24 protein-coding genes and 2 tRNA genes are annotated in these 25,212 nt (G+C 43.9%); 19 read left to right on the top strand and 7 right to left on the bottom strand.

Annotated features, from left to right (window positions below):
• The first annotated feature begins 22 nt into the window (after positions 1-22).
• From serC to pyrF, 9 genes are all read left to right on the top strand, one after another.
• Positions 23-1,108, top strand: coding sequence for a 3-phosphoserine/phosphohydroxythreonine transaminase (gene serC, locus C7Y69_RS14550; RefSeq protein WP_126873197.1), 1,086 nt, complete (start codon positions 23-25; stop codon positions 1,106-1,108).
• A gap of 2 nt (positions 1,109-1,110) precedes the next feature.
• Positions 1,111-2,391: a 3-phosphoshikimate 1-carboxyvinyltransferase gene (gene aroA, locus C7Y69_RS14555; RefSeq protein WP_126873198.1), complete on the top strand. Its 1,281-nt coding sequence runs from the start codon at positions 1,111-1,113 to the stop codon at positions 2,389-2,391.
• Between the two features lie 157 nt (positions 2,392-2,548).
• The gene (cmk, locus tag C7Y69_RS14560) at positions 2,549-3,220 is read left to right on the top strand and encodes a (d)CMP kinase (RefSeq protein ID WP_013784169.1); all 672 of its coding nucleotides are present in this window, start codon (positions 2,549-2,551) and stop codon (positions 3,218-3,220) included.
• Positions 3,221-3,341: 121 nt separating this feature from the next.
• Positions 3,342-5,012, top strand: a complete 1,671-nt coding sequence (gene rpsA, locus C7Y69_RS14565; protein ID WP_013784168.1) for a 30S ribosomal protein S1 — start codon at positions 3,342-3,344, stop codon at positions 5,010-5,012.
• Between the two features lie 76 nt (positions 5,013-5,088).
• Complete coding sequence (gene ihfB / locus C7Y69_RS14570) at positions 5,089-5,376, top strand: integration host factor subunit beta (RefSeq protein ID WP_013784167.1); 288 nt, start codon at positions 5,089-5,091, stop codon at positions 5,374-5,376.
• Positions 5,377-5,528: 152 nt separating this feature from the next.
• The gene (locus C7Y69_RS14575; protein ID WP_013784166.1) at positions 5,529-7,868 is read left to right on the top strand and encodes a PilZ domain-containing protein; all 2,340 of its coding nucleotides are present in this window, start codon (positions 5,529-5,531) and stop codon (positions 7,866-7,868) included.
• 94 nt (positions 7,869-7,962) lie between these two features.
• Positions 7,963-8,220 carry a LapA family protein gene (locus tag C7Y69_RS14580; RefSeq protein WP_041452528.1) on the top strand — a complete coding sequence of 86 codons (258 nt, stop codon included), beginning with the start codon at positions 7,963-7,965 and terminating at the stop codon, positions 8,218-8,220.
• 1 nt (position 8,221) lies between these two features.
• Entirely contained in the window at positions 8,222-9,391 is a 1,170-nt protein-coding gene (lapB, locus tag C7Y69_RS14585) for a lipopolysaccharide assembly protein LapB (protein ID WP_057791946.1), read from the top strand.
• A gap of 7 nt (positions 9,392-9,398) precedes the next feature.
• Entirely contained in the window at positions 9,399-10,094 is a 696-nt protein-coding gene (gene pyrF, locus C7Y69_RS14590; RefSeq protein WP_126873199.1) for an orotidine-5'-phosphate decarboxylase, read from the top strand.
• A 136-nt stretch (positions 10,095-10,230) separates the two neighbouring features.
• Here the strand turns inward: pyrF and ald are convergent, their stop codons facing one another.
• Entirely contained in the window at positions 10,231-11,361 is a 1,131-nt protein-coding gene (gene ald, locus C7Y69_RS14595) for an alanine dehydrogenase (RefSeq protein WP_013784162.1), read from the bottom strand.
• Between the two features lie 146 nt (positions 11,362-11,507).
• Here ald and lrp point away from each other — a divergent pair, with 146 nt between their 5' ends.
• The 6 genes from lrp to serS all read left to right on the top strand — a co-directional run bounded on the left by lrp (position 11,508) and on the right by serS (position 18,725).
• Positions 11,508-11,993: a leucine-responsive transcriptional regulator Lrp gene (gene lrp / locus C7Y69_RS14600; RefSeq protein ID WP_013784161.1), complete on the top strand. Its 486-nt coding sequence runs from the start codon at positions 11,508-11,510 to the stop codon at positions 11,991-11,993.
• Between the two features lie 240 nt (positions 11,994-12,233).
• Positions 12,234-14,927, top strand: coding sequence for a DNA translocase FtsK (locus C7Y69_RS14605; RefSeq protein ID WP_126873200.1), 2,694 nt, complete (start codon positions 12,234-12,236; stop codon positions 14,925-14,927).
• A gap of 5 nt (positions 14,928-14,932) precedes the next feature.
• The gene (lolA, locus tag C7Y69_RS14610) at positions 14,933-15,688 is read left to right on the top strand and encodes an outer membrane lipoprotein chaperone LolA (RefSeq protein WP_126873201.1); all 756 of its coding nucleotides are present in this window, start codon (positions 14,933-14,935) and stop codon (positions 15,686-15,688) included.
• Between the two features lie 10 nt (positions 15,689-15,698).
• Positions 15,699-17,033 carry a replication-associated recombination protein A gene (locus C7Y69_RS14615; RefSeq protein ID WP_126873202.1) on the top strand — a complete coding sequence of 445 codons (1,335 nt, stop codon included), beginning with the start codon at positions 15,699-15,701 and terminating at the stop codon, positions 17,031-17,033.
• Between the two features lie 5 nt (positions 17,034-17,038).
• Positions 17,039-17,422 carry a fluoride efflux transporter CrcB gene (crcB, locus tag C7Y69_RS14620; protein ID WP_126873203.1) on the top strand — a complete coding sequence of 128 codons (384 nt, stop codon included), beginning with the start codon at positions 17,039-17,041 and terminating at the stop codon, positions 17,420-17,422.
• A 10-nt stretch (positions 17,423-17,432) separates the two neighbouring features.
• Positions 17,433-18,725, top strand: a complete 1,293-nt coding sequence (gene serS / locus C7Y69_RS14625; protein ID WP_013784156.1) for a serine--tRNA ligase — start codon at positions 17,433-17,435, stop codon at positions 18,723-18,725.
• 182 nt (positions 18,726-18,907) lie between these two features.
• Here the strand turns inward: serS and C7Y69_RS14630 are convergent, their stop codons facing one another.
• The 6 genes from C7Y69_RS14630 to C7Y69_RS14655 all read right to left on the bottom strand — a co-directional run bounded on the left by C7Y69_RS14630 (position 18,908) and on the right by C7Y69_RS14655 (position 22,226).
• Entirely contained in the window at positions 18,908-19,726 is an 819-nt protein-coding gene (locus C7Y69_RS14630; protein ID WP_126873204.1) for an HAD family hydrolase, read from the bottom strand.
• 72 nt (positions 19,727-19,798) lie between these two features.
• Positions 19,799-20,146 (bottom strand): TusE/DsrC/DsvC family sulfur relay protein, encoded by a 348-nt coding sequence (locus C7Y69_RS14635; protein ID WP_126873205.1) that lies wholly within the window; start codon positions 20,144-20,146, stop codon positions 19,799-19,801.
• A gap of 159 nt (positions 20,147-20,305) precedes the next feature.
• A complete protein-coding gene (locus C7Y69_RS14640; protein ID WP_126873206.1) occupies positions 20,306-20,683 on the bottom strand; it encodes a hypothetical protein in 378 nt (125 codons plus the stop codon).
• Positions 20,683-21,045 (bottom strand): DsrE family protein, encoded by a 363-nt coding sequence (locus C7Y69_RS14645; protein WP_126873207.1) that lies wholly within the window; start codon positions 21,043-21,045, stop codon positions 20,683-20,685. Before C7Y69_RS14645 ends, C7Y69_RS14640 begins: the two co-directional genes overlap by 1 nt.
• Entirely contained in the window at positions 21,045-21,434 is a 390-nt protein-coding gene (gene tusD, locus C7Y69_RS14650; protein WP_126873208.1) for a sulfurtransferase complex subunit TusD, read from the bottom strand. The genes C7Y69_RS14645 and tusD overlap by 1 nt, the downstream gene beginning before the upstream one ends.
• 126 nt (positions 21,435-21,560) lie before the next feature.
• Positions 21,561-22,226: a Bax inhibitor-1/YccA family protein gene (locus tag C7Y69_RS14655; RefSeq protein ID WP_013784150.1), complete on the bottom strand. Its 666-nt coding sequence runs from the start codon at positions 22,224-22,226 to the stop codon at positions 21,561-21,563.
• A 237-nt stretch (positions 22,227-22,463) separates the two neighbouring features.
• Here C7Y69_RS14655 and C7Y69_RS14660 point away from each other — a divergent pair.
• From C7Y69_RS14660 to C7Y69_RS14675, 4 genes are all read left to right on the top strand, one after another.
• A tRNA-Ser gene (locus C7Y69_RS14660) sits at positions 22,464-22,555 on the top strand.
• A 354-nt stretch (positions 22,556-22,909) separates the two neighbouring features.
• On the top strand, positions 22,910-23,290 hold the full coding sequence (locus tag C7Y69_RS14665) for a hypothetical protein (protein ID WP_126873209.1): 381 nt from the start codon (positions 22,910-22,912) through the stop codon (positions 23,288-23,290).
• A gap of 203 nt (positions 23,291-23,493) precedes the next feature.
• A tRNA-Ser gene (locus tag C7Y69_RS14670) sits at positions 23,494-23,585 on the top strand.
• 145 nt (positions 23,586-23,730) lie between these two features.
• On the top strand, positions 23,731-25,197 hold the full coding sequence (locus C7Y69_RS14675) for a DUF3360 family protein (protein WP_126873210.1): 1,467 nt from the start codon (positions 23,731-23,733) through the stop codon (positions 25,195-25,197).
• Positions 25,198-25,212: the final 15 nt, after the last annotated feature.

A 25,212-nucleotide genomic window follows, 5' to 3' on the forward strand; every position in this document is an offset into this window, starting at 1 on the left:
TTTATAGGTGTTGAAAAACGCAATGAAAGAGGTTTTCAATTTTAGCGCTGGCCCGGCAAAGTTGCCTGAAGCCGTAATGCAAAAAGCACAAGCTGAATTTACTAACTGGCGCGACTCAGGTTGCTCGGTAATGGAAGTCAGTCACCGCGGAAAAGATTTCATCGAGATAGCAGCCAAAGCTGAACAAGATTTGCGCGACTTACTCTCGGTTCCTAAAAATTATCATGTTCTTTTCACCCATGGCGGTGGACGTGGTCAATTTGCAGCGGTTCCCCTTAATTTATCGTCTGCTTCAGACACCAGTCTTCACTTAGTCAGTGGGTCTTGGTCTGATGGTGCGGTGAGTGAAGCTGCGAAATACAATAATGCTGTAGTGGTAGGCGAGCTTTCTAAAAAAGAGGGTTTGCATTACATGCCGCAACCCTCACTGGCCAATGTAGATCAATCTGCAGCGTATTATCATTTCTGCCCGAATGAAACCGTTGACGGTATCGCCTACGATTGGTTACCAGAGTCTGGCGATGTACCGCTGGTTTCTGATATGTCTTCTACTATTTTGTCTCAGCCTGTTGATGTTGCTAAACACGGTCTTATTTACGCCGGTGCGCAGAAAAATATAGGCCCAAGTGGTTTGTCGGTAGTGATTGTTCGTGAAGACTTAGTGGGCAAAGCTCGTAAAGAAACACCGTCTATTTTCGACTACGCATTAGCCGCTAAAGCTGATTCTATGTATAACACGCCGCCCACGTTCTCGTGGTATTTGGCGGGGTTAGTGTTTGAGTGGCTCAAAGAGATGGGCGGCGTTGATGCTATGGCAAAACGCAACAGCGAAAAAGCATCATTGTTGTATTCTGCTATCGACAGCTCTGATTTTTATGCTAGCCAAGTACACCCAGACAATCGTTCTAAAATGAATGTGCCGTTTCAGTTGGCTAACCCAGAATTAGATGCGCTATTTTTACGCCAAGCACAAGATGCTGGTTTAATGGCATTAAAAGGTCACCGCTCTGTAGGCGGAATGCGTGCTAGCATTTATAACGCTATGCCCGTTGAAGGGGTGATGGCGTTAGTAGAATTTATGCGTGAATTTGAACGAGTAAACGGGTAGTCATGGAACAGTTAACATTAGAACCTATTAGCAAAGTATCAGGGGAAGTAAACGTTCCTGGGTCTAAAAGCCTGTCGAACCGAGCATTACTGCTTGCTGCATTAGCTGAAGGCGAAACCGAACTAACAAACTTGCTTGATAGTGAAGATATTGAGCATATGCTAAATGCGCTAACCAAACTTGGCGTTACTTATTCACTCAGTGAAGATAAAACTCGCTGTAAAGTAGTGGGTAACGGCGGGGCGTTTTCAGTTGCCGAGCCATTGGAGCTTTTCTTAGGTAATGCAGGTACAGCAATGCGGCCACTATGCGCTGCACTCGCTGCCAGTAATGTACAAGTTGTACTTACCGGTGAGCCGCGCATGGAAGAGCGCCCTATAGGCGATTTGGTTGATGCATTACGCATGGGTAACGCGGAAATTGAATACCTTAAAAACGACGGTTTTCCTCCGCTACAAATTAAGGGTAAGACGTTATCCGGCGGTGAAATGGAAGTAGACGGTAGTGTGTCGAGTCAATTTTTGACTGCACTATTAATGTCTGCACCCTTGTTTACTGGTGACGTGACCATTCGTATTAAAGGCGAATTAGTGTCGAAACCGTATATCGATATTACCCTAGATACCATGGCGAAGTTTGGTGTTGAAGTAAACAACGATAACTATCAAACATTCACCATTAGTGCAGGGCAATCATATCGTTCGCCAGGTAAATTTATGGTGGAAGGTGATGCTTCATCGGCTTCTTACTTCCTTGCAGCCGGCGCCATTAAAGGCGGCACGGTACGCGTAACCGGAATTGGTAAAAATAGCATCCAAGGTGATATTCGCTTTGCCGATGTGCTTGAAGCCATGGGCGCTAAAATCACTTGGCATGATGAATATGTGGAAGTAACAGGGGCTCCACTTAAGGGTATAGACATGGATATGAACCATATTCCTGATGCGGCCATGACCATTGCCACTACTGCACTTTTTGCACAAGGGCCAACCAGTATTACTAACATCTACAACTGGCGAGTAAAAGAGACTGACCGTTTAAACGCCATGGCCACTGAGCTTAGAAAGTTGGGTGCAGAAGTAGAAGAAGGGCATGACTATATAAAAGTATGGCCAACGGATATGTTAAAGCATGCTGCCATTGATACCTATAACGATCATCGCATTGCCATGTGCTTTTCGCTAGTAGCACTCAGTGATACGCCGGTAACCATTAACGACCCAGGTTGTACCCGCAAAACCTTCCCTGATTACTTCACACGGTTTGCCACACTCTATTCTTAGTCTGAAAAAAGACCTTATTTCGTTCATAGCGTATTATTTTTAAAACGAAATTTAGCCTTATGTACAATGCCATCAACGCTCGATGGCATTGCTTATCTCTACTTAACGCGTATAATTGCGCGCGATTTTTACGTATTTTATAAATTCTGGAGCAGGTATGCATTCTACACCCGTAGTCACGGTTGACGGTCCCAGCGGTGCAGGTAAGGGAACGTTAAGTAGCTTACTCGCAAAGAAGCTTGGATGGCACTTTTTAGATAGCGGCGCGATTTATCGTGTTCTGGCTGTCGCAGCTCTACACCACGACTTACCGTGCGACGATGAAGAATGTGTTGTTCCGTTAGCAACGGGTCTTGATGTAAGTTTTGAAACTGACAAAGACACCACACGTGTCATTTTGGAAGGTGAAGACGTAACTGACGACATTCGTACTGAAGAAGTGGGTAGTGTTGCATCGAAGGTTGCCGCGTTACCTCGCGTTCGTGAAGCTTTGCTTCGACGTCAACGTGCTTTTCAACAAGATCCTGGCCTTGTCGCCGACGGTCGAGACATGGGTACAGTGGTTTTCCCCGACGCAAAAGTGAAGATATTTCTTACCGCTAGCGCCGAAGCCCGTGCTGAACGTCGCTATAGCCAGTTGAAAGCTAAAGGTATGGATGTTAATATTGCGCGCCTTTTAACCGATATCAAGGCCAGAGATGAGCGAGATACACAACGTTCAGTGGCGCCATTGGTACCGGCTCAAGATGCGGTAATTATAGACTCAACGGACTTGGATATAGACCAAGTCTTTGAAAAAGCGATGGATATCATCAATTCGCGCCTTTAAGTAAGGTGAGTTTTTAAGGTATTCAAAGCAGTGCTACCACAGGGAGTGGCGGCTTTTACTAATAACCCCACGTTATCCGGATTTGAAGCGTGGATATCAACTTAAAGTTAATTTAAACCTTATGACTGAAAATTTTGCACAACTTTTTGAAGAAAGCTTACAAGAACTAGAAACACGTCCAGGTTCAATTGTAAAAGGTACTGTAGTTTCTATCGACAAAGACATCGTTCTTGTTGATGCAGGCTTGAAATCAGAAAGTGCTATACCAGCTGACCAATTTAAAAACGCTGAAGGCGAGCTTGAAATCGCTATCGGTGACGAAGTAGATGTAGCTCTAGACGCAGTAGAAGATGGTTTCGGTGAAACAATCCTTTCTCGCGAAAAAGCGAAGCGTCACGAAGCGTGGGTTGAGCTGGAAAAAGCTTACGATGATAAAGTTACCATTAAAGGTATTATCAACGGTAAAGTTAAAGGCGGTTTCACTGTTGAAGTTAACACAGTGCGCGCTTTCCTTCCTGGTTCATTGGTTGATGTACGTCCAGTACGTGACACAACTCACCTTGAAGGCAAAGAGCTAGAATTTAAAGTTATCAAACTTGACGCTAAGCGTAACAACGTTGTTGTTTCACGTCGTGCCGTTATTGAAGCAGAAAGCAGCGCAGAGCGCGAATCTCTTCTTGCTAACCTTGAAGAAGGCCACGAAATCAAAGGTATCGTTAAGAACCTTACTGATTACGGAGCATTCGTTGACCTTGGTGGCGTAGACGGTCTACTACACATTACCGATATGGCTTGGAAGCGCGTTAAGCACCCAAGTGAAATCGTAAATGTTGGTGACGAAATCAACGTTAAAGTACTTAAGTTCGATAAAGAGAAGCAACGTGTTTCTCTTGGCATGAAGCAAATGGGCAACGATCCATGGCAAGAAATTGCTTCACGTTACCCAGAAGGTACTAAGATCTCTGGTCAGGTTACGAATCTTACCGATTACGGCTGCTTCGTTGAAATCGAAGACGGCGTTGAAGGTCTTGTACACGTTTCTGAAATGGATTGGACTAACAAGAACATCCACCCATCTAAGGTTGTTAACCTAGGTGACACAGTTGACGTTATGGTTCTTGAAATCGACGAAGAACGTCGTCGTATTTCTCTAGGCCTTAAACAGTGCATCGACAACCCTTGGGAAACTTTCGCTAAGTCACACGAAAAAGGTGACAAAGTGTCTGGTAAGATCAAGTCTATTACTGACTTCGGTATCTTCATCGGCCTTGACGGCGGCATCGACGGTCTAGTTCACCTTTCTGACATTAGCTGGAACAAGTCTGGTGAAGACGCTGTTCGTGACTATAAGAAAGGCGACGAAATCTCAGCTGTTGTTCTTCAAGTTGACCCTGAGCGTGAGCGTATCTCTCTTGGCGTTAAGCAAATCGAAGAAGACCCTTTCAACAAGTATCTGACAGATAACAAGAAAGGTGCTATCGTTGTAGGTACGGTTACTGAAGTTGACGCTAAAGGCGTTACAGTTAACCTTTCTGAAGAAGTTGATGGCTACATTCGCGTTGCAGATTTATCTGTTGACCGTATTGAAGACGCAACTGAAGCTGCTAACGTTGGCGACAGCATCGAAGCGAAATTTATGGGCGTTGACCGTAAAAACCGCACCGTTAACCTATCTGTGAAAGCAAAAGATCAGGCTGACGAAAAAGAAGCTATCGACAAGGTTAATCAGCAAGAAGATGCTGGTTTTGCTAGCGCAATGGCAGAAGCATTTAAAGCTGCTAAAGGCGAATAATAAGCTATATGTGGGAGTGTCTTGCACTCCCTTGTTCGCAGTAGCTGTTTAACGATAATATTGAAACGAGGTTAGTATGACCAAGTCTGAATTAATTGAACGGCTCGCGGATCAAGCGCGTCAAATTCCTGCAAAAGATCTTGAACTGGCAATTAAAGAACTTCTCGAACAGATGGCCCAGACCCTTCAAAAAGGCGACAGGATTGAAATTCGAGGCTTCGGCAGTTTTTCATTACATTACCGCGCTCCGCGCGTGGGACGTAACCCGAAAACTGGCGAAACAGTAGAGTTAGATGGCAAATATGTCCCTCACTTTAAGCCAGGAAAAGAGCTTCGAGAAAGAGTAGACGCCTCCATAGCTTAAATAAAAAAAACCGCACATGTTGCGGTTTTTTTATATCTATTAAAAAAAATTTGGTATATTCGTTACTTAAGTTTAAATTTATATCTGGATGCAGGTTTTATTTTCAAATCTGAATAGATTGTAGTTAATTAAATACGGTGCATGGTGTACCAATGTCGGCCGGCGAAGAACAACAAATCATAAAGCAGTATCAGCCGCTTATTCGTGCCTTAATTCCTTATGAGCAAGATAATCGCTTATTGGAAGGTATTAATAAATTTTCAAAGCGGCTCCCAGGCAATATCCGCAAAATCATTAAAGAGGAAGTCGTTAGGCTTACGTCTTTAACTGATGCATCTGCGGACAATTCTGCGTTCGCGAAATTCCCTGTCATGAAGTTTAAACATTTTGGCATCCCCATGCGTTTAGACAAAGTGGGCGCTAAAATCCTTCAAAATGAAACTGCCTTATATCAAGAACGATATACCGTAGGGGTGTTTGAATCGGTGATGAACTCCGATTTTTATCAAACACAAATTAAGCGCGATCAATTTAAAAAAATTGTTGAAGCATTTAATGTAGAAAGCCAGTCATTTACTGATATAGATTTTGGTGACGACATTGCTGTAAGACCCAACTTCACCGTGTCTTCCGTAGATTTTGAAAAGGGGAGGCATTGCACCGTAAGCTCCCTTTCTTTTACCGGTATTGCTGTTGAAACAAAACGACCGCCTAACGTTTCCACCGGGGATATTATTACCTTCGTTATACCCGAAGTAATGGGCTTAACCACCGAACCGACTGAAATTACCTACGAACTCGATGCCATTAAGTACAATAAGCACTTAGGTAAGTACGAGTCATTTTTTACGGTTTCATCAGAAACCGATCTTAGCCTGCTTAATAATTTGAAGCGCTACATTAAAGGCACGTCGTATAAACAGCCTTTGCAGCGAGACTTAGAAATTGAAAGGGCCATGCAAGACCTCGAACGCGACCGTATTTTAGAAAACAGCCCCTGGTTGCCAGTTTTTCTTTCTGCCCATCAAAAATCGCTTAAGCCAATTATTGCGCTATTTACTAAAGCGAATGTGGACAACAATAATTCAGAGAAGCTACTAGCGAGTCTGCAAGACAAAACGCATTTTGAAAATTTGGTCCAAGAATTACATAAGTACAATGAAGCTTTTATCTTCCATGGTGTGATTAAAACCAAAAGCGGTCAAATTACTATCACTGCAACCCATCGCCAACTTGTAGAACTTGGGCAACTCAATGCCATCGTTTATCTACTGGTTAAAAGTGGGGAGTTTACTTGCACGCAGTGCCGCTTAGAAGAGGTAAGCCGAGAAGATAAAGTAAAAGCATTCGCTATTCATGACATCCCTAGCAAAGAATTTGAACATCTTGCTGCGTTAAGCCATGTAATGTACTGCCGAGATATCTCTATGTACCTTACTAATTTAACCCTCAGCGAAAAGTGTGATTTTAAACCCTTATCGAAAACGCTGCGGGCTACGGGCGACAACTGGTCCATCGATTTCGTGATGGAAGATGATCTTGATAGGCGTTCTGAGACCCGCTATATCATCGATAAAGTCGCCATGATAAAAGTAGGGCTGCTATCTTCAATTAATGTACGTGTTGCCGATTTATCTGCCAGTGGTATGAAGTTAATGGTTGCCCCAGGCACTGAGCTGCAAAGCGATGTACGGGTATCGGTACCAGATCTTAAAATTAAAAATGAGAGGTATAAGGTTGTTCACTATGACGCTGCGTCAGGCGTTGTGCGCTTATGCTTAGAAGATGTGAAAAAATCTAAAGCTGGGGCAAATGTTGACGCCATGGTTGAAGAAAATACCGCGTATTTCAAAATAAGAGACATTGCGCGTATTCAACGCTCAACCCATCGATTCATTTGGGAACTAGCCGTACGCCATATGCCTTCGCTTTCTGTGCTTTGCGTCATGAACAGGCATATTCTGGATAGACTTAAAACCGTATATCAAAGCGATTCATCTGACGACTTGTACCCATTTTCTCGTACGGCAAATATTATTCCATTACATGGCTTTTTTGCTGATAAAGCGGTAGCTAAGCCTAAATCGATGATGCTTGAAGCCATGTTTAAAGGCGATGTTGAAAACAATCTAGTGGTGCATTGTGTACGTAAAAGCGACAATCGCTTGGTATACATAAAAGAAAGCGATTTTCTTTATTCTAAATTACGCACGCAAATTCAAAATCAGCTAGAAGAAGAAAAAGTGCAGGTGAGTGCCACTAATGTAACGGCTATACGCTGTTATGGCGCCACTACACCGCTGACAAAGAAGCGCTTAGCACAGCTGTCTAAACTTGATAAGGCAATGTACGATAAATTAGAAACCATGCAAGCTGGCTATACACACTGTATTTTTGTGACTAATATGTCTGCATTGCATCACGACTTGGTTATGGCCAAATTAATTGCAAAGCAAGAGCGCCCTTTATCAGAAGATGAAGCCACCGCCTAACGCTAAGTAAGCACAACTAAAACCTTGGGTTTTGGTGTTATCTCTTGCTGCATTTTGCTATTCTTTATTAATTACGTACAAGAAGGGTTTGGTCTTGAAAGGGATCCTCACAATACTCGCCATTTTGGTATTACTGACATTTGCTTTTGTCATTGGCACACAAAACGAAGCCTATATCACCGTTAACTATCTTATTGCTCAAGCTAACATGCGGGTTTCCACCCTTATTGCTATTGCGCTTTCTTTGGGTGTGTTAGTCGGGATACTTATTATGTCAGCAAGCTGGTTGCGTTTACGCGTGCAGTTGTTGTCGGCGAACTCAAAAATCAATAGCCTGAAAAAAGAACACTAATATGCTCGAACTGCTGTTTTTACTTTTGCCTGTTGCAGCAGGTTACGGATGGATTATGGGCCGTAACAGTGTTCGCCAAGCACAACGTAAACAGTCTAGTATTCTTTCTAAGCATTATTATAAAGGCTTAAACTTCCTCCTTTCCGATCAACCAGATAAAGCGGTAGACACGTTAATCAAAATGATTAATGTGAACAGCGATACGGTTGAAACTCACATTGCGATGGGCAGCTTCTTTCGCCACCGCGGCGAAATAGATAGAGCCATAAAGGTTCACCAAAACCTAGTAAGCCGAGACGAGCTGCAACCTACGCAACGTGAAAGCGCGTTAAAAGAACTTGGGCACGATTACACCCACGCTGGTTTCTTAGAACGGGCTGAAAACGCCTTTCTTCAATTGCTTAATAGCGACAAGCACTATTTGGTGGCGCAAACACAGCTATTTAGTATTTACCAAACCACCAAAGAGTGGGACAGAGCCATTGAACTTGCTGAGCGCATGGTGGAATGTCATGGCGACAACGATGATGTGTGCGAACGCTTGGCGCATTTTTATTGTGAACATGCCGTAGCGAAGCTAAAAGACGATGATCAAGGCTCTGCGTTGTCCTTGCTTCAAAAGGCCGTTAACGCCGATGAGCATGCGGTAAGACCGTGGTTAATGCTTGGGCAGCTTGCACTTCAACAACAACGTTACAGCGACGCACGGGCGTATTTTGTGCAAGTGGCAGAGCGTGACATTAATTGGTTCAGTGAAGCGGTTCCCAGTTTAGAAAAAATTGCGGAAGAAACCGGTGACTGGGATAATTTCGCAGAAAGCTTAGAAGCCCATTGGCAAGAATGTGCAACCTCGTACCTTGCCATGGTTGATGTATTGTTGAAAAAAGGCGATACCACGCAAGCGGCGGATTATCTATTAGAACAACTACGTAAACGCCCAACCATGCGTGGCTTCAAAACCTTAATGGGGTTGTATATCGACCAGTTAGACGATAAGACCTCAGCAGAGAGCTTACGTATATTAAAAGAATTAGTAGAAAAGCAAATGTTGCAACGCCCTAAATATCGCTGCCATAGCTGCGGGTTTTCTGGGCGTAAACTCTACTGGCTATGTCCTTCGTGTAAAAAATGGGGCGTAGTAAAACCAATAAAAGGGCTAGACGGAGAATAACTTCACCATGCAAGAACCTCGCGTTATTGTTGCACTCGACTATGACAACCAAGAACAAGCACTTTCGTTTGTAGACCAATTAGATCCCAGCCTGTGTAAAGTTAAAGTGGGCAAAGAAATGTTCACCTTATTTGGTCCTGAGTTTGTAAAATCTTTAGTGGCGAAAGGCTTTGACGTTTTCCTTGATTTGAAATTTCATGATATCCCTAATACCGTAGGTAAAGCGTGTAAAGCAGCCGCTGAACTTGGCGTGTGGATGGTAAACGTGCACGCCAGCGGTGGACTTCCAATGATGCAGGCAGCCAAAGAAGGTATTGCGCAAAGTAGCCGACCTGAAACCAAATTAATTGCGGTTACAGTACTTACCAGCATGGATCAATCGCAGCTAAGCGGCGTGATTGATAATGTAACGCCCGAGCAACAAGTGTTGCGCCTAGCATCGTTAACTGCCCAAGCGGGTTTAGATGGTGTGGTGTGTTCTGCTAAAGAAGCCGCGATGCTACGTAATGAAATTGGCGAAGACTTTTTGTTGGTGACTCCTGGTATTCGCCCTAAGGGGAGTGATGCGGGCGATCAAAAACGTGTGATGACGCCGCCAGAAGCAATCGACAGTGGCGTAAGTTACTTGGTAATGGGAAGACCAATTACGCAAGCTAGCGACCCTATGGATGTGTTAAAGCAGGTAAACGCCTCTATTAGCTAGTTGCCGACTAGCTACCTCCAAACAAACAAATACATACAAAAAACGCCCAGTAGTGACGCATTCAATATGCTAACCACTTACTGGGCGTTTTTTATTTGCTAGCACTTATATAAGCACTAGCAAGCCAAACATTTACTTACGCGTTAAGTGCTTCTTGTGCAGGTGTGTAAGTTAAACCTAACTTTTCGCCTAATGCGTCAACCACTGCTTTATAAGTTACTTTGCCTTCATGAACGTTAAGACCGTTCAATAAATGCTTATCTTCAAGCATGGCTTTAGCAGGGCCTTTATTCGCTAATGCTAAACCAAACGGAAGGGTTGCATTGTTAAGGGCCATCGTTGAAGTACGTGCAACACCACCTGGCATATTCGCAACACAGTAATGCACTACGTCGTCGATGATGTATACAGGGTCTTGGTGTGTAGTGGCTTTAGAGGTTTCAAAACAACCACCTTGGTCGATAGCAACATCAACCAACACAGAGCCTGGCTTCATGGCTGCTATTTGTTCGCGGTTAAGAAGCTTAGGTGCTGCTGCGCCAGGAATAAGTACGGCGCCAACAACAAGATCAGCTTTTGAAGAGTAATGTTCAATAGCATCAACTGTTGAGTAAACCGTTTTAACTTGGCCATTAAAAATGTCATCTAACTGACGAAGGCGAGGAAGTGAACGGTCTAGAATAGTAACGTCAGCGCCTAGGCCTAAAGCCATTTTAGCTGCTTGCGTTCCTACAACACCGCCACCAATAATAAGTACTTTACCCGGTGCTACGCCAGGAACGCCGCCTAGAAGGGTGCCGCTGCCGCCATGTGCTTTTTCTAAATAATGTGCACCGGCTTGAACTGACATACGGCCAGCCACTTCGCTCATTGGCGCTAATAATGGCAAGCCACCACGGTCGTCGGTTACGGTTTCGTAAGCGATACAGGTTGCGCCAGAAGCAATAAGAAGCTCTGTTTGCGTAGGATCAGGGGCTAAATGAAGGTAAGTGTAAAGGGTTTGGCCTTTACGAAGCATTTTACATTCATTTGTTTGTGGTTCTTTCACTTTAATAATCATTTCTGCTTCAGCAAAAACTTGCTCAGCAGTAGATGCGATAGAAGCACCAGCTTCAACGTACATTTCATCGGTAAAACCAATTGCATCACCGGCTAGCGTCTCAACTAACACTGAATGACCATGACTGGTAAATTCTTTCACTGCCGCAGGCGTTAAGCCAACGCGATATTCATGGTTCTTAATTTCTTTTGGTACACCGATTAACATAACTTTTCCTCTAATTGATTAGCCCAGTGGCTCACTTGCCGATTATTATTTGATTCAGTATACGTGAGATAAAAACGAACTATGTGCTGAAAAAATATGAGTTGCAGCATATAATCTGGCTTTGCGTTATTTAGTCGGAATAAAATATGCTGGTAAAAACCCCAAAACACCTTGACCGAATAGACAGGAATATACTGATTTCACTACAAAAAAACGGGCGCATATCAAACGTGGAATTGGCTAAAGACGTGGGCTTGAGCCCTAGTCCTTGTTTAGAGCGCGTTAAGCGTTTAGAGAGCCAAGGCTATATAAAAGGCTACCATGCAGTGGTTGATCCAGAAAAACTAGGCGCTGCCATGCTCGTTTTTGTAGAAATAACGTTAACGAAGACGTCAGTAGATATCTTCGCAGAATTTTCTGCGGCAGTTAGGCTCCATGACGATATACAAGAGTGTCACCTTGTGTCAGGGGATTTTGACTTCTTACTTAAAGCTCGGGTTGCAGACATGTCGAGTTACCGTAGATTATTGGGCGACACCTTACTGCGCCTTCCAGGTGTGAGTGAGTCACGAACCTATGTAGTCATGGAAGAAGTGAAAAGTACAACATCACTTCGGATTAATTTGAAGTAATGAAAGCATGGCTCAATTATGGGCATTTGTGATAGGCTGTGCAAAAATACAGTGGTTATTGTTAATGTGAATTTCGCCTGCAATAGTGGGTGTATGTAAACCGATTTGTAATACACCTTATTAATAAATTACTTATTGAAAACATTACGATAATATTGGCACTGCATTTGTATTCTTCTTTATCGGTAGAATTATCACAACATCGAAACATCAATTTAGTTTAATAAGTGACTTAGGGTTATGACGCAATTAACAGGGATTCAGCGAATTTGGGAAGCCGGCATGATAATAGCCTGTGTCTTCGCCTTTTTCTTATTGCTGGCATTAGTATCTTTTCATCCGGGCGACCCTGGCTGGAGCCAAGCCGGCTTGCAATTAGACGTACATAACTGGGTAGGGTCTACCGGCGCGTGGAGTGCCGATTTATTACTTTTCTCTTTTGGCTTTTTAGCTTACCTACTGCCTTTTGGTGCCGCCTTTTTAGGTTGGTTCTTATTCCAGCACATAAAAGCCTTGGAAGAGTTCGATTACCTCACAATTGGTTTACGAATTATTGGTGGTTTATTGATGGCACTGGGTGCCACGGGAATTGCCAGTATAAATTTTGACGACATATACAACTTTTCTGCCGGCGGCTTTGTTGGCGATGTTATTAGTTCAGCCCTTGTGCCGTACTTTAATACCGCAGGCACTATTTTATTGCTTTTGTGTTTTTTCTGTACCGGCTTTACTTTACTCACGGGTATTAGCTGGTTAAGTATTGTAGACAGACTTGGTGAAATGACGCTTTGGTTTGGGCGCAAATGTGTCTCTTTACCCCAACAGGCACTTGCGCTCGATATGCCAAGGCTTGCGCTTCCTTCTCGTAGTGCAAAGTCTGAAAATGATGAATTAGACATAACCAGCATGCGTGCCGAGCCCGCAGAAACACCTGAACCTGTCTATACGCCGCCACCTCAGGCAGAGCGAAGTGAACCTTCATTTGGTGTTCCTGATGATGTGTTTGATGATGACGATGTTCCGCCTTTTGAAACACAGCGCCACACGCCTGATAATACTGATAGTGAAAGCAAACCTAAGTCGAGTTTTTCTTTATCTGGTATGCGTGAAGCAGTGCGCAATAAAGTGAAAGAAGCCAAGCCTTCTAGTAATGACGAAGCTGCAGTTAATCGCCAAGATACTCAGTCGCAGTCTGATGAAATGATTGAGCCAACCTTCGATATATCGCAAACCGATACGTTAGATGAAGCGCAAGCGACTGAGGCACAACACACTGCTGAGCCTGTTAATGCAGAGCCATTAGACGCGCAGCCTGCGCCTGCTCCCGAATCAGCACCAGCACCACAGCCAGCGCCTAAGCCAGTACATCAACCCTTTACACCAGTGGCGATGGGAGCAAAATCCATTACTCGTCATGAAGGGGAGGGGAGCGAACCTATTACGGCTATGCCTTCGTTCGACTTGCTTGAGCGTGCAGATAAACACGAAAACCCTCTCACTCAGGAAGAGATAGACGGTATTTCAAGGCTAGTTGAAGAGAAACTGGCTGACTTTAATATTGAAGCCACGGTAGTGGGTGTTTATCCCGGCCCTGTAATTACGCGTTTCGAGCTAGATTTAGCGCCTGGGGTGAAGGTAAGCAAAATTACGGGGCTATCTAAAGATTTAGCACGCGCCATGTCGGCCATATCGGTGCGTGTAGTAGAAGTTATTCCAGGTAAATCTGTTATAGGCTTAGAGCTTCCAAACAAAAAACGTGAAATGGTGCGTTTAAGTGAAGTGATTGGCGGCGATGCATTCCAGCGCAATAGTTCACCGCTTACCATGGTGTTAGGTGCAGATATTTCCGGTAAGCCTGTGATAGTAGATTTGGCTAAAATGCCTCATTTGTTGGTGGCAGGTACAACGGGGTCAGGTAAATCGGTTGGGGTTAACGTTATGATCTTAAGCTTGCTTTATAAGAGCACGCCAGAAGATGTACGTATGATCATGATAGACCCGAAAATGCTTGAGCTATCGGTATATGAAGGCATTCCGCATCTGCTTGCCGAAGTGGTAACCGACATGAAAGAAGCGGCCAACGCCCTTCGTTGGTGTGTAGGCGAGATGGAGCGTCGTTATCGCTTGATGAGTGCCTTAGGGGTAAGAAACCTAAAAGGCTACAACGCAAAAGTGGAAGAAGCGATTGCTGCTGGTACGCCTATTCAAGATCCGTTGTGGAAGAGTGAAGAAAGCATGGAGCCCCATGCGCCTGATTTAGAAAAGCTGCCTGCTATTGTGGTTGTGGTAGATGAATTCGCCGACATGATGATGATTGTAGGTAAAAAGGTGGAAGAGCTTATTGCTCGTATTGCGCAAAAAGCCCGAGCAGCTGGTATTCATTTAGTTTTGGCTACGCAGCGACCTTCGGTAGATGTTATTACCGGCCTGATTAAAGCGAATATTCCAACGCGTATTGCATTCCAAGTTTCCAGTAAAATTGATTCACGAACTATTTTAGACCAGCAAGGTGCTGAAGCACTGCTAGGTATGGGTGATATGTTGTACTTGCCACCAGGTAGCCCAGTACCTACACGTGTGCACGGCGCGTTTGTAGACGACCATGAAGTTCATGCTGTTGTAGCAGATTGGAAGCGTCGTGGTGCACCTAAATATATTGATGAAATATTAAATGGTGAAGCGTCCGCCGAGGTACTTTTACCCGGCGAACAAGCCGAAGGTGAAGATCAAGAATTTGATGCATTTTATGATGAAGCCGTCGCCTTTGTTACCGAAACAAGAAGGGCAAGTGTCTCTAGTGTGCAACGCAAATTCAGAATTGGTTACAATCGCGCCGCACGATTGGTGGAACAAATGGAATCTAGTGGCGTCGTAAGTGCACAGGGTCACAACGGTAACCGCGAAGTATTAGCTCCGCCAGCGCCTAAGGATTAAAAAGAATGAACAAAGTAGTACCTATTATGATGGCAATGGCGCTAACGGCGCCGTTAAGCTTATCTGCAATGCCAGTAGAGGCAATTAATGATATCAGTGGTGAGGCCGCAGTGGTGGTTGAATCTGCAACAAAGCCTGAATTTACCTCTCACAGTGCTGAACAAATTTCAAAAGCAGATGATGCGAATGTACTTTTAAAAAAACGCCTACATGGCTTACAGCAATACCAAGCTGCTTTTAACCAAACGGTAACGGATGCCCAAGGTAATATTGTGCATGAAGCGCAAGGTACCCTAACCATGATGCGCCCCAATAAACTTCGCTGGGAAACCACCTTTCCTGATGAAACCTTGCTGATTGCCGATGGTGAAGCGGTTTGGAATATCGATACCTTTGTTGAGCAGGTGACTATTATTTCGCAAGACCAAGCGATTAAAGACAATCCTATTGTTTTATTAACGGCTAACGACGATGAAACCTGGAATAGCTTTGTGATCAGTAAGCTTGATGACGCGAAGGCCAGTTCAACGTTAGAGCAATACCAAATTGTGCCTAAATCGACAGATGGCCAAATAAAGTCACTGACATTAGGGTTCAACAGCGACGGTATTCTGTCGACACTTGATATGCTTGATGCACAAGACCAAACCAGTGCGTTAGTGTTTAGCAACCAAGACTTAGATTTTGCTATTGATACTGCTAAAGATAACCTATTCTCTGTAGACGTGCCGCAAAGCTATATTATTGATGATCAGCGATAGCAAAGAATAGATGATTAACGATAATAAAGAACCGCTTGAACCTTTCGCGCCACTAGCAGCTAAATTGCGGCCAGTTACCATAGATGAGTATGCCGGCCAGTCGCACCTATTAGGCACCAACAAACCGCTACGTAAAATGTTAGAAGCAGGCCATTGCCATTCTATGATTTTATGGGGCCCGCCAGGTACGGGTAAAACAACGTTAGCCGAGCTTATTGCCACCTATACCAATGCTTCGGTTATTCGCATTTCAGCGGTAACTTCTGGTGTTAAAGATATTCGTGCTGCAATGGATGCCGCAAAAGAAAACTCTCGCTATAACCAACGTACCTTGCTGTTTGTGGACGAAGTACATAGGTTCAACAAAAGCCAGCAAGATGCGTTTTTACCCTTTGTAGAATCTGGCACCGTCACTTTTATTGGTGCCACCACTGAAAACCCCTCATTTGAATTAAATAATGCATTGCTTTCTCGTGTTCGGGTTTACGTACTTAAAGCGTTAGAACAAGAGGCGCTTGCTGAATTAATGCAACGCGCGCTAACCGACGAAGAGAAAGGGCTAGGTTCACGCCAATTAAGCATTGAGGAAGATGCCAGTAACGCCTTATTAGGGTTGTGCGGCGGCGATGGTCGAAGGTTACTTACGTATTTAGAGCTAGCAGCCGACTTTACCGAGAACAGTGTTATTTCTATTGCCGATATTGAACAAGCCGTAGGCGAAAAAATTGCCAGCTACGACAATAAAGGTGATACATTTTATGACTTAATATCGGCGTTTCATAAGTCGGTACGGGGTTCAGACCCTGATGCTGCATTATATTGGTACGCTCGTATATTAGACGGTGGTGGTGACGCGCTGTATGTCGCTAGGCGATTATTGGCCATTGCTTCGGAAGATATAGGCAATGCCGACCCTAGAGCCATGCAGTTAAGCATAAACGCCTGGGATACCTTTCATCGCGTAGGGCCTGCTGAAGGTGAACGTGCAATAGCGCAAGCTGCTGTTTATTGTGCCTTAGCGGCAAAGAGTAATGCTGTTTATATGGCATTTAGCCAGGCTAAAGCATTAGCTCGAAAAACTTCAGATGCACCGGTTCCCATGCATTTACGTAATGCGCCAACTGACTTAATGAAAGACTTAGGCCATGGCGACGGCTATCGGTATGCCCATAACGAACCTAATGCTTTTGCCGCAGGAGAGGTTTACTTGCCCGATAGCATTGTAGGCACTCGTTTATACGAGCCTAACGAACGCGGGTTAGAGAAAGCGCTTAAAGCAAAACGTGACTATTTAGATCAACTTAACTTAGCTGCGCGCAGCGCGCAAAATAATCAGAAACGGTGAATATTGTGCCCCAAGGCGTTATTTTATACTGCTATATTGCAGCAGGCGGAGCAATTGGCGCTTGCTTGCGTTATTTTTGTACCACAACCATAGATTCTTGGTTTGGAAAAAATATGCCCTTTGGTACACTAGCGGTGAACGTTGTAGGCTCATTTGCTTTAGTTACGCTATACGGCTTTATTGAGCGCAACGAATTAACCGACTCTCCCTTTCGTGCATTAATTGGGGTAGGGTTGTTGGGCGCGTTTACTACATTTTCAACATTCTCTGTGGAAACGCTCACATTATTAGAAAACGAGCTGTGGTTAAAAGCCATTGCTAACATATTTCTTAACGTTGGCGCTTGCTTATTAGCAGGTTGGCTGGCTATTGAACTCATGAAAGGATAAGTAGGAACACATGTTAGATCCAAAGTGTTTACGAAGCGATATAGAAGAAACTGCCAAGCGTTTGGCTGCCCGTGGTTATAACCTCGATGTAGCAACATTTAACTCGCTAGAAGAAAAAAGAAAAACACTTCAGTCCAAAACACAGGATCTGCAGAACGAACGTAATGTTCGAAGTAAGTCCATTGGTAAAGCAAAGTCACAAGGTGAAGATATTGCGCCTTTGTTGGCAGAAGTGGGCAAATTAGGCGATGACTTAGATGCGGCTAAAGCTGAACTAACAGTATTGCTTGATGAAATCACTGCCTTTACCCAAGGCATTCCTAACTTACCGCATGAGTCGGTACCTGAAGGTAAAGACGAAGACGACAACGTGGAGATTTCACGTTGGGGCGAGCCACGCGCTTTCGATTTTGACGTGAAAGATCACGTTGATATTGGTGAAGGGCTAAATAACAGCTTAGATTTTGCTACGGCAACTAAATTAACAGGCAGTCGCTTTGTAGTGATGCGCCGTGAGATGGCTCGCTTAAACCGTGCTATTGCCCAGTTCATGTTGGATGTTCACACCACCGAACATGGTTACGATGAAATGTACGTACCGTTTTTGGTAAACGCCGACAGCCTGTATGGCACAGGGCAATTGCCTAAATTCGGTGAAGACTTATTCCATACGCAGCCAGCAACAGAAGAAGGCCAAGGGCTTTCACTTATTCCGACGGCAGAAGTGCCGTTAACGAATATTGCCCGTGATGAAATTCTAGACGAGAAATCGCTACCGATTAAAATGACTGCGCATACCCCTTGTTTTCGTTCAGAAGCAGGCTCGTATGGCCGTGATACCCGTGGTTTGATTCGTCAGCATCAGTTCGACAAAGTTGAGCTTGTACAGCTAGTGAAGCCTGAAGATAGCTTCGATGCGTTAGAGGAACTTACTCAGCACGCCGAAACTATTTTACAGAAGCTTGAATTGCCATACCGTAAAGTGTTGCTTTGTACTGGTGACATGGGCTTTGGCGCATGTAAAACCTACGACTTAGAAGTATGGTTGCCAGCACAAAATACGTATCGTGAAATTTCATCATGTTCAAACATGGTAGATTTTCAGGCCAGACGTATGCAAGCTCGCTTCAGAAACCCAGAAACGAACAAGCCTGAGTTGCTTCATACCTTAAATGGTTCTGGTTTAGCGGTTGGCCGCACGTTGGTAGCTATTTTAGAAAACTACCAACAAGCCGACGGAAGTGTAACGGTACCTAAAGCCCTTGTACCTTATATGAATGGTTTAGAAGTGATAAAGGCTTAAGCCTTTAAGGCATGCGCTTTGAGGTATAGCCTTTAAGGTCTAGAGCCACAACTTACATTTCATATTTAATGACTATTTATAAGCTCGTAGATGTTCTATCTGCGAGCTTATTTGTATGTGGGATATAAATAGCTAAAGGCAAATGGCTTCGTGCATTAGAATTACCGTGTAGTACTTGTTAATTAAAGTGAGAATCGCTGCCTGAGAAAGCGCGCTACACCGTCTTCATTATGATGTCCAATCACTTCACTGGCTGCGTTTTTGATAACAGTCTTGGCGTTGTCGGGGGCGTAACATTCATTAGCCAATTCAAACATGCTTAAATCGTTGTCGCTGTCGCCAAAACAAATAACATTGGTAGCACCCAGTTGTTGTTTTAAATTCATGACCGCACTACCTTTACTTGCTGCACGGTGGTGAATATCCATCCAACTAAAAGAATTTCCCTCTATTGCGCGCCCTGAATACGCAATAAGGTTTTCAACGTCGTTAATGGTTTTCCACATATTTCTAACTGTTGAGTTGTCGCCAATCATACTGATGTTGGTTATTTTAGCTGAAAGGGAAAGTTGGCTTATCGGGCGAAGTATTGCGTTCGTCTTTTTAAAATATTTGTCTAGTAAATTCTGTTCTATTGGGTGTTTTGCCGTGGGGTGATAAACAACATGAGACGTGCCATCGATAACGTTAACAAAAGGAGTGATATCATTTTGGTGCGCAAGATGAATAATGAATTCAAGCTCATTAGTATTGACTAGGTTTTCGAGGGTTAATGCATTGGCTGTTGGGTCCCATATAGCTACACCGTTATTATAAATATGGGGCAGCAGAAAGTTATCTTCTGCAATAATGCTGTTAGCAGATAGCATGGTTCTGCCCGTCGCCACTGTATATGCAATGCCGTTCTGTTTCAGCAGAGCTAAGGTCTCACGGGTATAGCTTGAAATTTGTGATTCGCTATTTAACAGCGTCCCGTCTAAATCGAAGAAGATAAGATCCATGTGTTGCTCCTCGTTAACCTTAATAAGTGACTAAGCGTTTGCGCTAGCGTAAACCGGTTTTACAAGCACTTTTCACAAGCACTTTGCAGGCTTCGGTAACCCAGCAAGTTTGGTGGCTTGCTTGGCTGGGCCTTTAGGGAACAAACGTTGTAAATAACGGCTATTACCTTTCTCTGGCCCATATTTTGCTGCCATCGCTTTCACTAGCGCGCGAATAGCAGGGCTAGTTTCAAACTCTTCATAAAAGTTGCGGACAAAGCGAATAACTTCCCAATGAGGCTCACTAAGGCTAATGTTTTCGTTTGCTGCTAGCGTTGGCACCATGTCTTCATTCCACAAGGTGTGATCAAGCAGATAGCCTGCCTTGTCAGTAGGGATGGTAGTGCCGTTAAATTCAAAATGAAACTGTTCTTGGGTCATTAATAACGCTCTGTAATTGACGCATTGGGCATTGTACGTGTCAGTGTTAGGTTTTACTGCTGCGCAAAGACGTGGATGCTTAAAGGTACAAATATGAATGATAAAGGTTTAAACGCCTTATTTAAGTTAAGTGCTTGAACAACGACCTTAAGAAGTAACTTATAAGTACACCACAGGATAAAAAGTATCTGTAAGGGTTACTAACTCATCGGACGATATCGGCGTGACAGATACTTTATTATCACCTTCATTTACCCAACGACTTACCCCACGTAGCGCCATATCTTCTTGTAAGGCGAACATACTTGTTGTCTCCCTGCGCAAATCTTCACGGGCATTTATTGTGTTTGCTAAGCCTAAGCTCGCTGAAACTAAATTCGCAAATCCGCAAAACAAACCGTCATCAGAATGTTGGGTGTAATACACACCGTCGTCTACTAGAACAACTGCGTTGGCAGAATCTGTACTTATAAACGCCTGTTGAAGGGTTTGAACCGCTATAGCACTTAGCGGGTAAGATTTTACAATAAAGAGCATTAGAAGGTCACCACATGGTCTACACGTGCACACAGTGCTAGCTTTTCATCAATTGATAACAGTGAAGCATCTAGTTGCGCTATTAACTCATGTTTTTGGTTAGCTAGAGGCGACTGCTTTAAACTTTCTTCGCAAACGTAACATTCTTCAATATCGAAAAAGGGCAGGGAGCCTAACCGTTTACTGTGGTTTTTTGTTCCGCGAACAGATTCAGTTTTAGTTAGCTGCAATACACCTTGTTGTTCGAACAGCACGATGATCTCATGGCCATAGTTGGTGGCAGCGAGTGCAAAGTCCAGCCCATCTTGGCTGGTGCTAGATTGATAAGGGGGTTGCGTAAATCGAATCAGTAAAGTAGCCATTAAAATTGTACCACCTTATCGCAATCGTGAAGCGCGGTAAAAAATTCACCTAAACCAGCCTGTTCAAAACCATCTGCTACATTAGCACCTGATACCCCGGCGCTAGCAGCTTCCTGCTCACCCACAATTCCACGTTTAACTGCGGCAGTAATACAAAGGAGCAGGGTAACATTATGATCGTTTTTAAGCGCTTGCCACGCAGCCAGTGGATAAAATTCATCGCCCACTTCTACCATGAAGCCATTAGCATGATGCACACCTTGGCCATAGAAGAAGACGTTATTAACAGTATGCCCCTGTGCAATAGCACTATTGATAAAGGAAACCGCACGTTGTGCGTGTTGACCTTCATAAGGGGAGCTTGTTATTAAAATTGAATAGTGTGCCATGACTCTACAATATGGTTGGTGATTAATTTAGTGATAAATCTAAGGTTTATTCTAGTAATAAAAACTACGCCGTAGAAACAAAAACACCCCAGTTACGGGGTGTCTTCTTTAACGTTTGCGTTGAATTTAGTCGTCGCCGCCAAATGCACCTAGAAGGTGAAGCATAGACGTGAACAAGTTATAAATGTTCAAGTACAAAGAAACCGTTGCGCGGATGTAGTTTGTCTCGCCACCGTTGATGATACGGCTTGTATCAAACAAGATGAAACCAGACATAATAAATACGATAGCTGCGCTAATGGCCAAGCTTACCGCAGGTACTGCGAAAAACATATTCGCAATGGCCGCTACAATCACAACAACTAAACCTACAACCAAGAAGCCGCCCATAAACGAGAAATCTTTTTTGGTAGTAAGTGCATAACCAGAAAGAGCGAAGAAGACTAACGCTGTAGCACCTAACGCTTCCATAATTAAGCCTGGGCCTGCTACACCTAAATAGAAGTTAAGCGTGTAACCTAATGAAGCACCCATTAAACCGGTGAACAAAAATACCCAATAAATACCTGAAGCTGATTCAGCTTTCTTTTGTACAACAAATAAAGTAATGAATGCACCAATGGTCATGCCTAGTGACATCATAGGAGAAATACCTACAGCCATGGCAACACCAGCACAAACCGCACTGAACGCTAGTGTCATCGCAAGCAGCATATAGGTGTTGCGCAAAACCTTGTTCGTTTGCAACACTGATGGTTGAGATGCACTTGAATACATCGAACGTTGATCCATTGTTTCCTCCAAAAGGACTTTGTCTTTAACCAAAACGGTAAACTAACTATTAGTGTATGTTGTATGGGTTTTAGTTCCCATTTTCAAGTAGTTTTAAATGAAAATAGTGTTAGTAAGTATGAATTACGTGTCAACCGCGCAATTAGCGCACTAATTGTTTGAAATGCCATCACTTAACTTATTTTTTTTAATTTTTACTTTACAGTCATAAAAATATCATTAAGATACGCAGCACTTGGAGAGGTGGCAGAGCTCGGTTTAATGCACCTGACTTGAAATCAGGCGAAGGGTCAAACCTTCCGGGGGTTCGAATCCCTCCCTCTCCGCCAAGTTCTGAAAACCCGCACACTGTTGCGGGTTTTTTTATGGGTAAAAGAAAAGTTAAAGCTTACATGAGAGGGAGGGTGAGAACCCCCGTTTTTCGACAAAATGGCAGGATAGCCATTTTGCACAGCCGAAGGCTGCCCGCAGGGTGAGCGCCATGGACGGCGCGAATGAATCCCTCCCTATCCGCCAAGTTCTGAAAACCCGCACATTGTTGCGGGTTTTTTTATGCCTGCAATTTTATGCCTGTAACAAATCACATGATTTTATCTTTTATTCGATGTATGTTTTGTATTCAGTCTTTGATTTACAAAAAGAAAATACTTTCGAAAGCCTAATACTCGTTTAAGGATGAATTTATGAAGCGCTTTTTAGCTATGTTACCCATTGTCTTGTTGGCAGGTTGTAATTCAGATAACGACGATGGCGTTGTTTGTACCACTGAAGTTATTCCAGGCATCGCTATAACCGTTATTGATGATGTAACCGAAGCACCTATTTCTTGTGGCGCCACTGCCATACTTCAAGAGTCAAGCTACGAAGAAGAGCTAACCAACCCAGAATCCTCTGATTGCGATTCTACTACGATGTTGTTTGGCGCACTTGAGCGACAAGGCTTTTACAACATTACCGTACAAAAAGAAGGGTACGAATACTGGTATGCCTATGATGTAGAAGTGGCCGAGGGGCTTTGCCATGTTGAACAAGTTGAAGTGGAAGCAAGATTAATCCCTTTATAAGGTGCTGAAAATAACTGTCTACAAAAATGTGAAGCTTTGCAGATTCACTTAGCTTGGTTATTAGCTAAATGTCGCAAAACAAGTGCATTTTGCACGAAATACGCCCTTTACTTTACATTTTGTTTATCTATTCGCCACTTGGCACACTTTATTTAGATTTGCACTTTACACGCCGAAAAATATCATTAAGATACGCAGCACTTGGAGAGGTGGCAGAGCTCGGTTTAATGCACCTGACTTGAAATCAGGCGAAGGGTCAAACCTTCCGGGGGTTCGAATCCCTCCCTCTCCGCCAAGTTCTAGAAACCCGCACACTGTTGCGGGTTTTTTTATGCATTAAATAAATGCGAAATCAGTTTACGTCTAAGACCACAGTCGCATTGTTACACGCTATTAACAGGTATAGCCTTGCCATTCTTCCAGCAATCGTAAGGTGTAAAGTGTCTCAAAAAAGCGATTCTTATCAAAAACTTCACAAGCCAAGTAGTACGTTTCAATCAAGAGAAGATTATCTCAATCACGAATTACAAATTATTGCGCCAAAGCGCTGGCGACTGAACCTACCTGGTAGAGACTACCGATTAGAGTGGGAAGACTGTGTGCCTGGCATGGCGGCAACAATAGGCAAAATTGTAATGGTTGCGGCCGTTGTGGGGGCGTTTGCTGCGCCGTTAGGGTTATCAGCTGAATTCGTTGTAGAAAACGTTCGTTTTGAGCTACTTATTGCTGCGGTGTTGTTTGTTGTGTTGATATCCGGGTTTTTCAATCCGTCAGCGAACTTGGCGGGTACTCATGGCCCTTTACTGCCTTTGGTGCCACTGATTGTTGCGTCGGGCGGTCATCCTATGGCGTTAGGGTTGTCAATTGGTTTTTTGGGCTTTTTGTTGGGGATAACCAAGGGCGGCAGTGTACTAGCAAAACTAACCAGTAATGGGGTTTGTGGCGGCCTTTTACTGTATTTAGGATTTATTGGTATTACTGGGCAAGTGAAAAAACTGTTTGCGTGGGCAGAGAGTTTCGACATGGCCTATTTAGCCTTTGTGGTTATTGTTGCCACCATTTTAATGTATGCATGGTTGGAGCATATTCAAAAGCGTTGGTTGGCTATTCCTTTAGGCGCAGTCATGGCAGCGGTTATTGCTTTTGCTCTAGGCGCGCCATTTGAATTTACTACCTCACCGGGTATGCCAAACTTAAACCCAGCCTATTGGTGGGGTGAAAATACAGGGTGGCAACTGGGGCTACCTGATTGGTCTCATTTTATTGCGGTACTGCCATTTGCTGTATTGGCGGTGTCTATGTGGTCTCCGGATTTTCTTGGTCATCAGGTTTTCCAGAAATTGAGCTATCCGAAGCATAGTGAGAAAGCGCATATGAATATCGACGATACCATGATTGCAGCATCTAGCCGCCAAGCAGTGGGAAGTTTACTTGGTGGTGGCAACATTGCTTCATCGTGGGGAACCTACATAATACCAGCGTCAATTGCGCGTAGACCTATTCCAGGCGGTGCGATAGTAACTGGCATATTGTGTGTAGTTGCTGCCATTTGGGGTTATCCAATGGACCTTGCTATTTGGCCACCCGTGTTGTGTGTTGCACTCATAGTAGGTGTTTTTTTACCGTTGATGGAAGCCGGTATGCAAATGACGCGAGAAGGAAAAACAACACAATCTGCAGCACTAGTGGTTATTTCGTCAGTACTGGTTAACCCTGTGTTTGGTTGGTCGTTCACTATGCTTCTCGATAACTTAGGGTTAGTTGGTTGTAAGGAAAGAGCGGGGGAACTTGGTAAAGCCGGCCGTTGGCTCATTCCTGGTATCACTTTTATTGTGCTTTGTACGGTAATGGCTTTAATTGGCATGTTCCCAGGCGTGCCTGCCATCATTGAGACCTTCAGAGTGTAAGTACTAAAACGTTTT

Source organism: Alteromonas sp. KS69 (assembly GCF_003989595.1).
Taxonomy (GTDB): Bacteria; Pseudomonadota; Gammaproteobacteria; order Enterobacterales; family Alteromonadaceae; genus Alteromonas; species Alteromonas naphthalenivorans.

Coding starts and splice junctions, on each gene's coding strand:
- pyrF (WP_126873199.1), top strand. CDS start 9,399: ATGCAAGAACCTCGCGTTATTGTTGCACTCGACTATGACAACCAAGAA.
- C7Y69_RS14575 (WP_013784166.1), top strand. CDS start 5,529: ATGTCGGCCGGCGAAGAACAACAAATCATAAAGCAGTATCAGCCGCTT.
- lapB (WP_057791946.1), top strand. CDS start 8,222: ATGCTCGAACTGCTGTTTTTACTTTTGCCTGTTGCAGCAGGTTACGGA.
- ihfB (WP_013784167.1), top strand. CDS start 5,089: ATGACCAAGTCTGAATTAATTGAACGGCTCGCGGATCAAGCGCGTCAA.
- aroA (WP_126873198.1), top strand. CDS start 1,111: ATGGAACAGTTAACATTAGAACCTATTAGCAAAGTATCAGGGGAAGTA.
- tusD (WP_126873208.1), bottom strand. CDS start 21,434: ATGGCACACTATTCAATTTTAATAACAAGCTCCCCTTATGAAGGTCAA.
- C7Y69_RS14645 (WP_126873207.1), bottom strand. CDS start 21,045: ATGGCTACTTTACTGATTCGATTTACGCAACCCCCTTATCAATCTAGC.
- serC (WP_126873197.1), top strand. CDS start 23: ATGAAAGAGGTTTTCAATTTTAGCGCTGGCCCGGCAAAGTTGCCTGAA.
- C7Y69_RS14635 (WP_126873205.1), bottom strand. CDS start 20,146: ATGACCCAAGAACAGTTTCATTTTGAATTTAACGGCACTACCATCCCT.
- lolA (WP_126873201.1), top strand. CDS start 14,933: ATGAACAAAGTAGTACCTATTATGATGGCAATGGCGCTAACGGCGCCG.
- C7Y69_RS14615 (WP_126873202.1), top strand. CDS start 15,699: ATGATTAACGATAATAAAGAACCGCTTGAACCTTTCGCGCCACTAGCA.
- C7Y69_RS14640 (WP_126873206.1), bottom strand. CDS start 20,683: ATGCTCTTTATTGTAAAATCTTACCCGCTAAGTGCTATAGCGGTTCAA.
- C7Y69_RS14665 (WP_126873209.1), top strand. CDS start 22,910: ATGAAGCGCTTTTTAGCTATGTTACCCATTGTCTTGTTGGCAGGTTGT.
- rpsA (WP_013784168.1), top strand. CDS start 3,342: ATGACTGAAAATTTTGCACAACTTTTTGAAGAAAGCTTACAAGAACTA.
- serS (WP_013784156.1), top strand. CDS start 17,433: ATGTTAGATCCAAAGTGTTTACGAAGCGATATAGAAGAAACTGCCAAG.
- ald (WP_013784162.1), bottom strand. CDS start 11,361: ATGTTAATCGGTGTACCAAAAGAAATTAAGAACCATGAATATCGCGTT.
- C7Y69_RS14655 (WP_013784150.1), bottom strand. CDS start 22,226: ATGGATCAACGTTCGATGTATTCAAGTGCATCTCAACCATCAGTGTTG.
- cmk (WP_013784169.1), top strand. CDS start 2,549: ATGCATTCTACACCCGTAGTCACGGTTGACGGTCCCAGCGGTGCAGGT.
- lrp (WP_013784161.1), top strand. CDS start 11,508: ATGCTGGTAAAAACCCCAAAACACCTTGACCGAATAGACAGGAATATA.
- C7Y69_RS14605 (WP_126873200.1), top strand. CDS start 12,234: ATGACGCAATTAACAGGGATTCAGCGAATTTGGGAAGCCGGCATGATA.
- C7Y69_RS14630 (WP_126873204.1), bottom strand. CDS start 19,726: ATGGATCTTATCTTCTTCGATTTAGACGGGACGCTGTTAAATAGCGAA.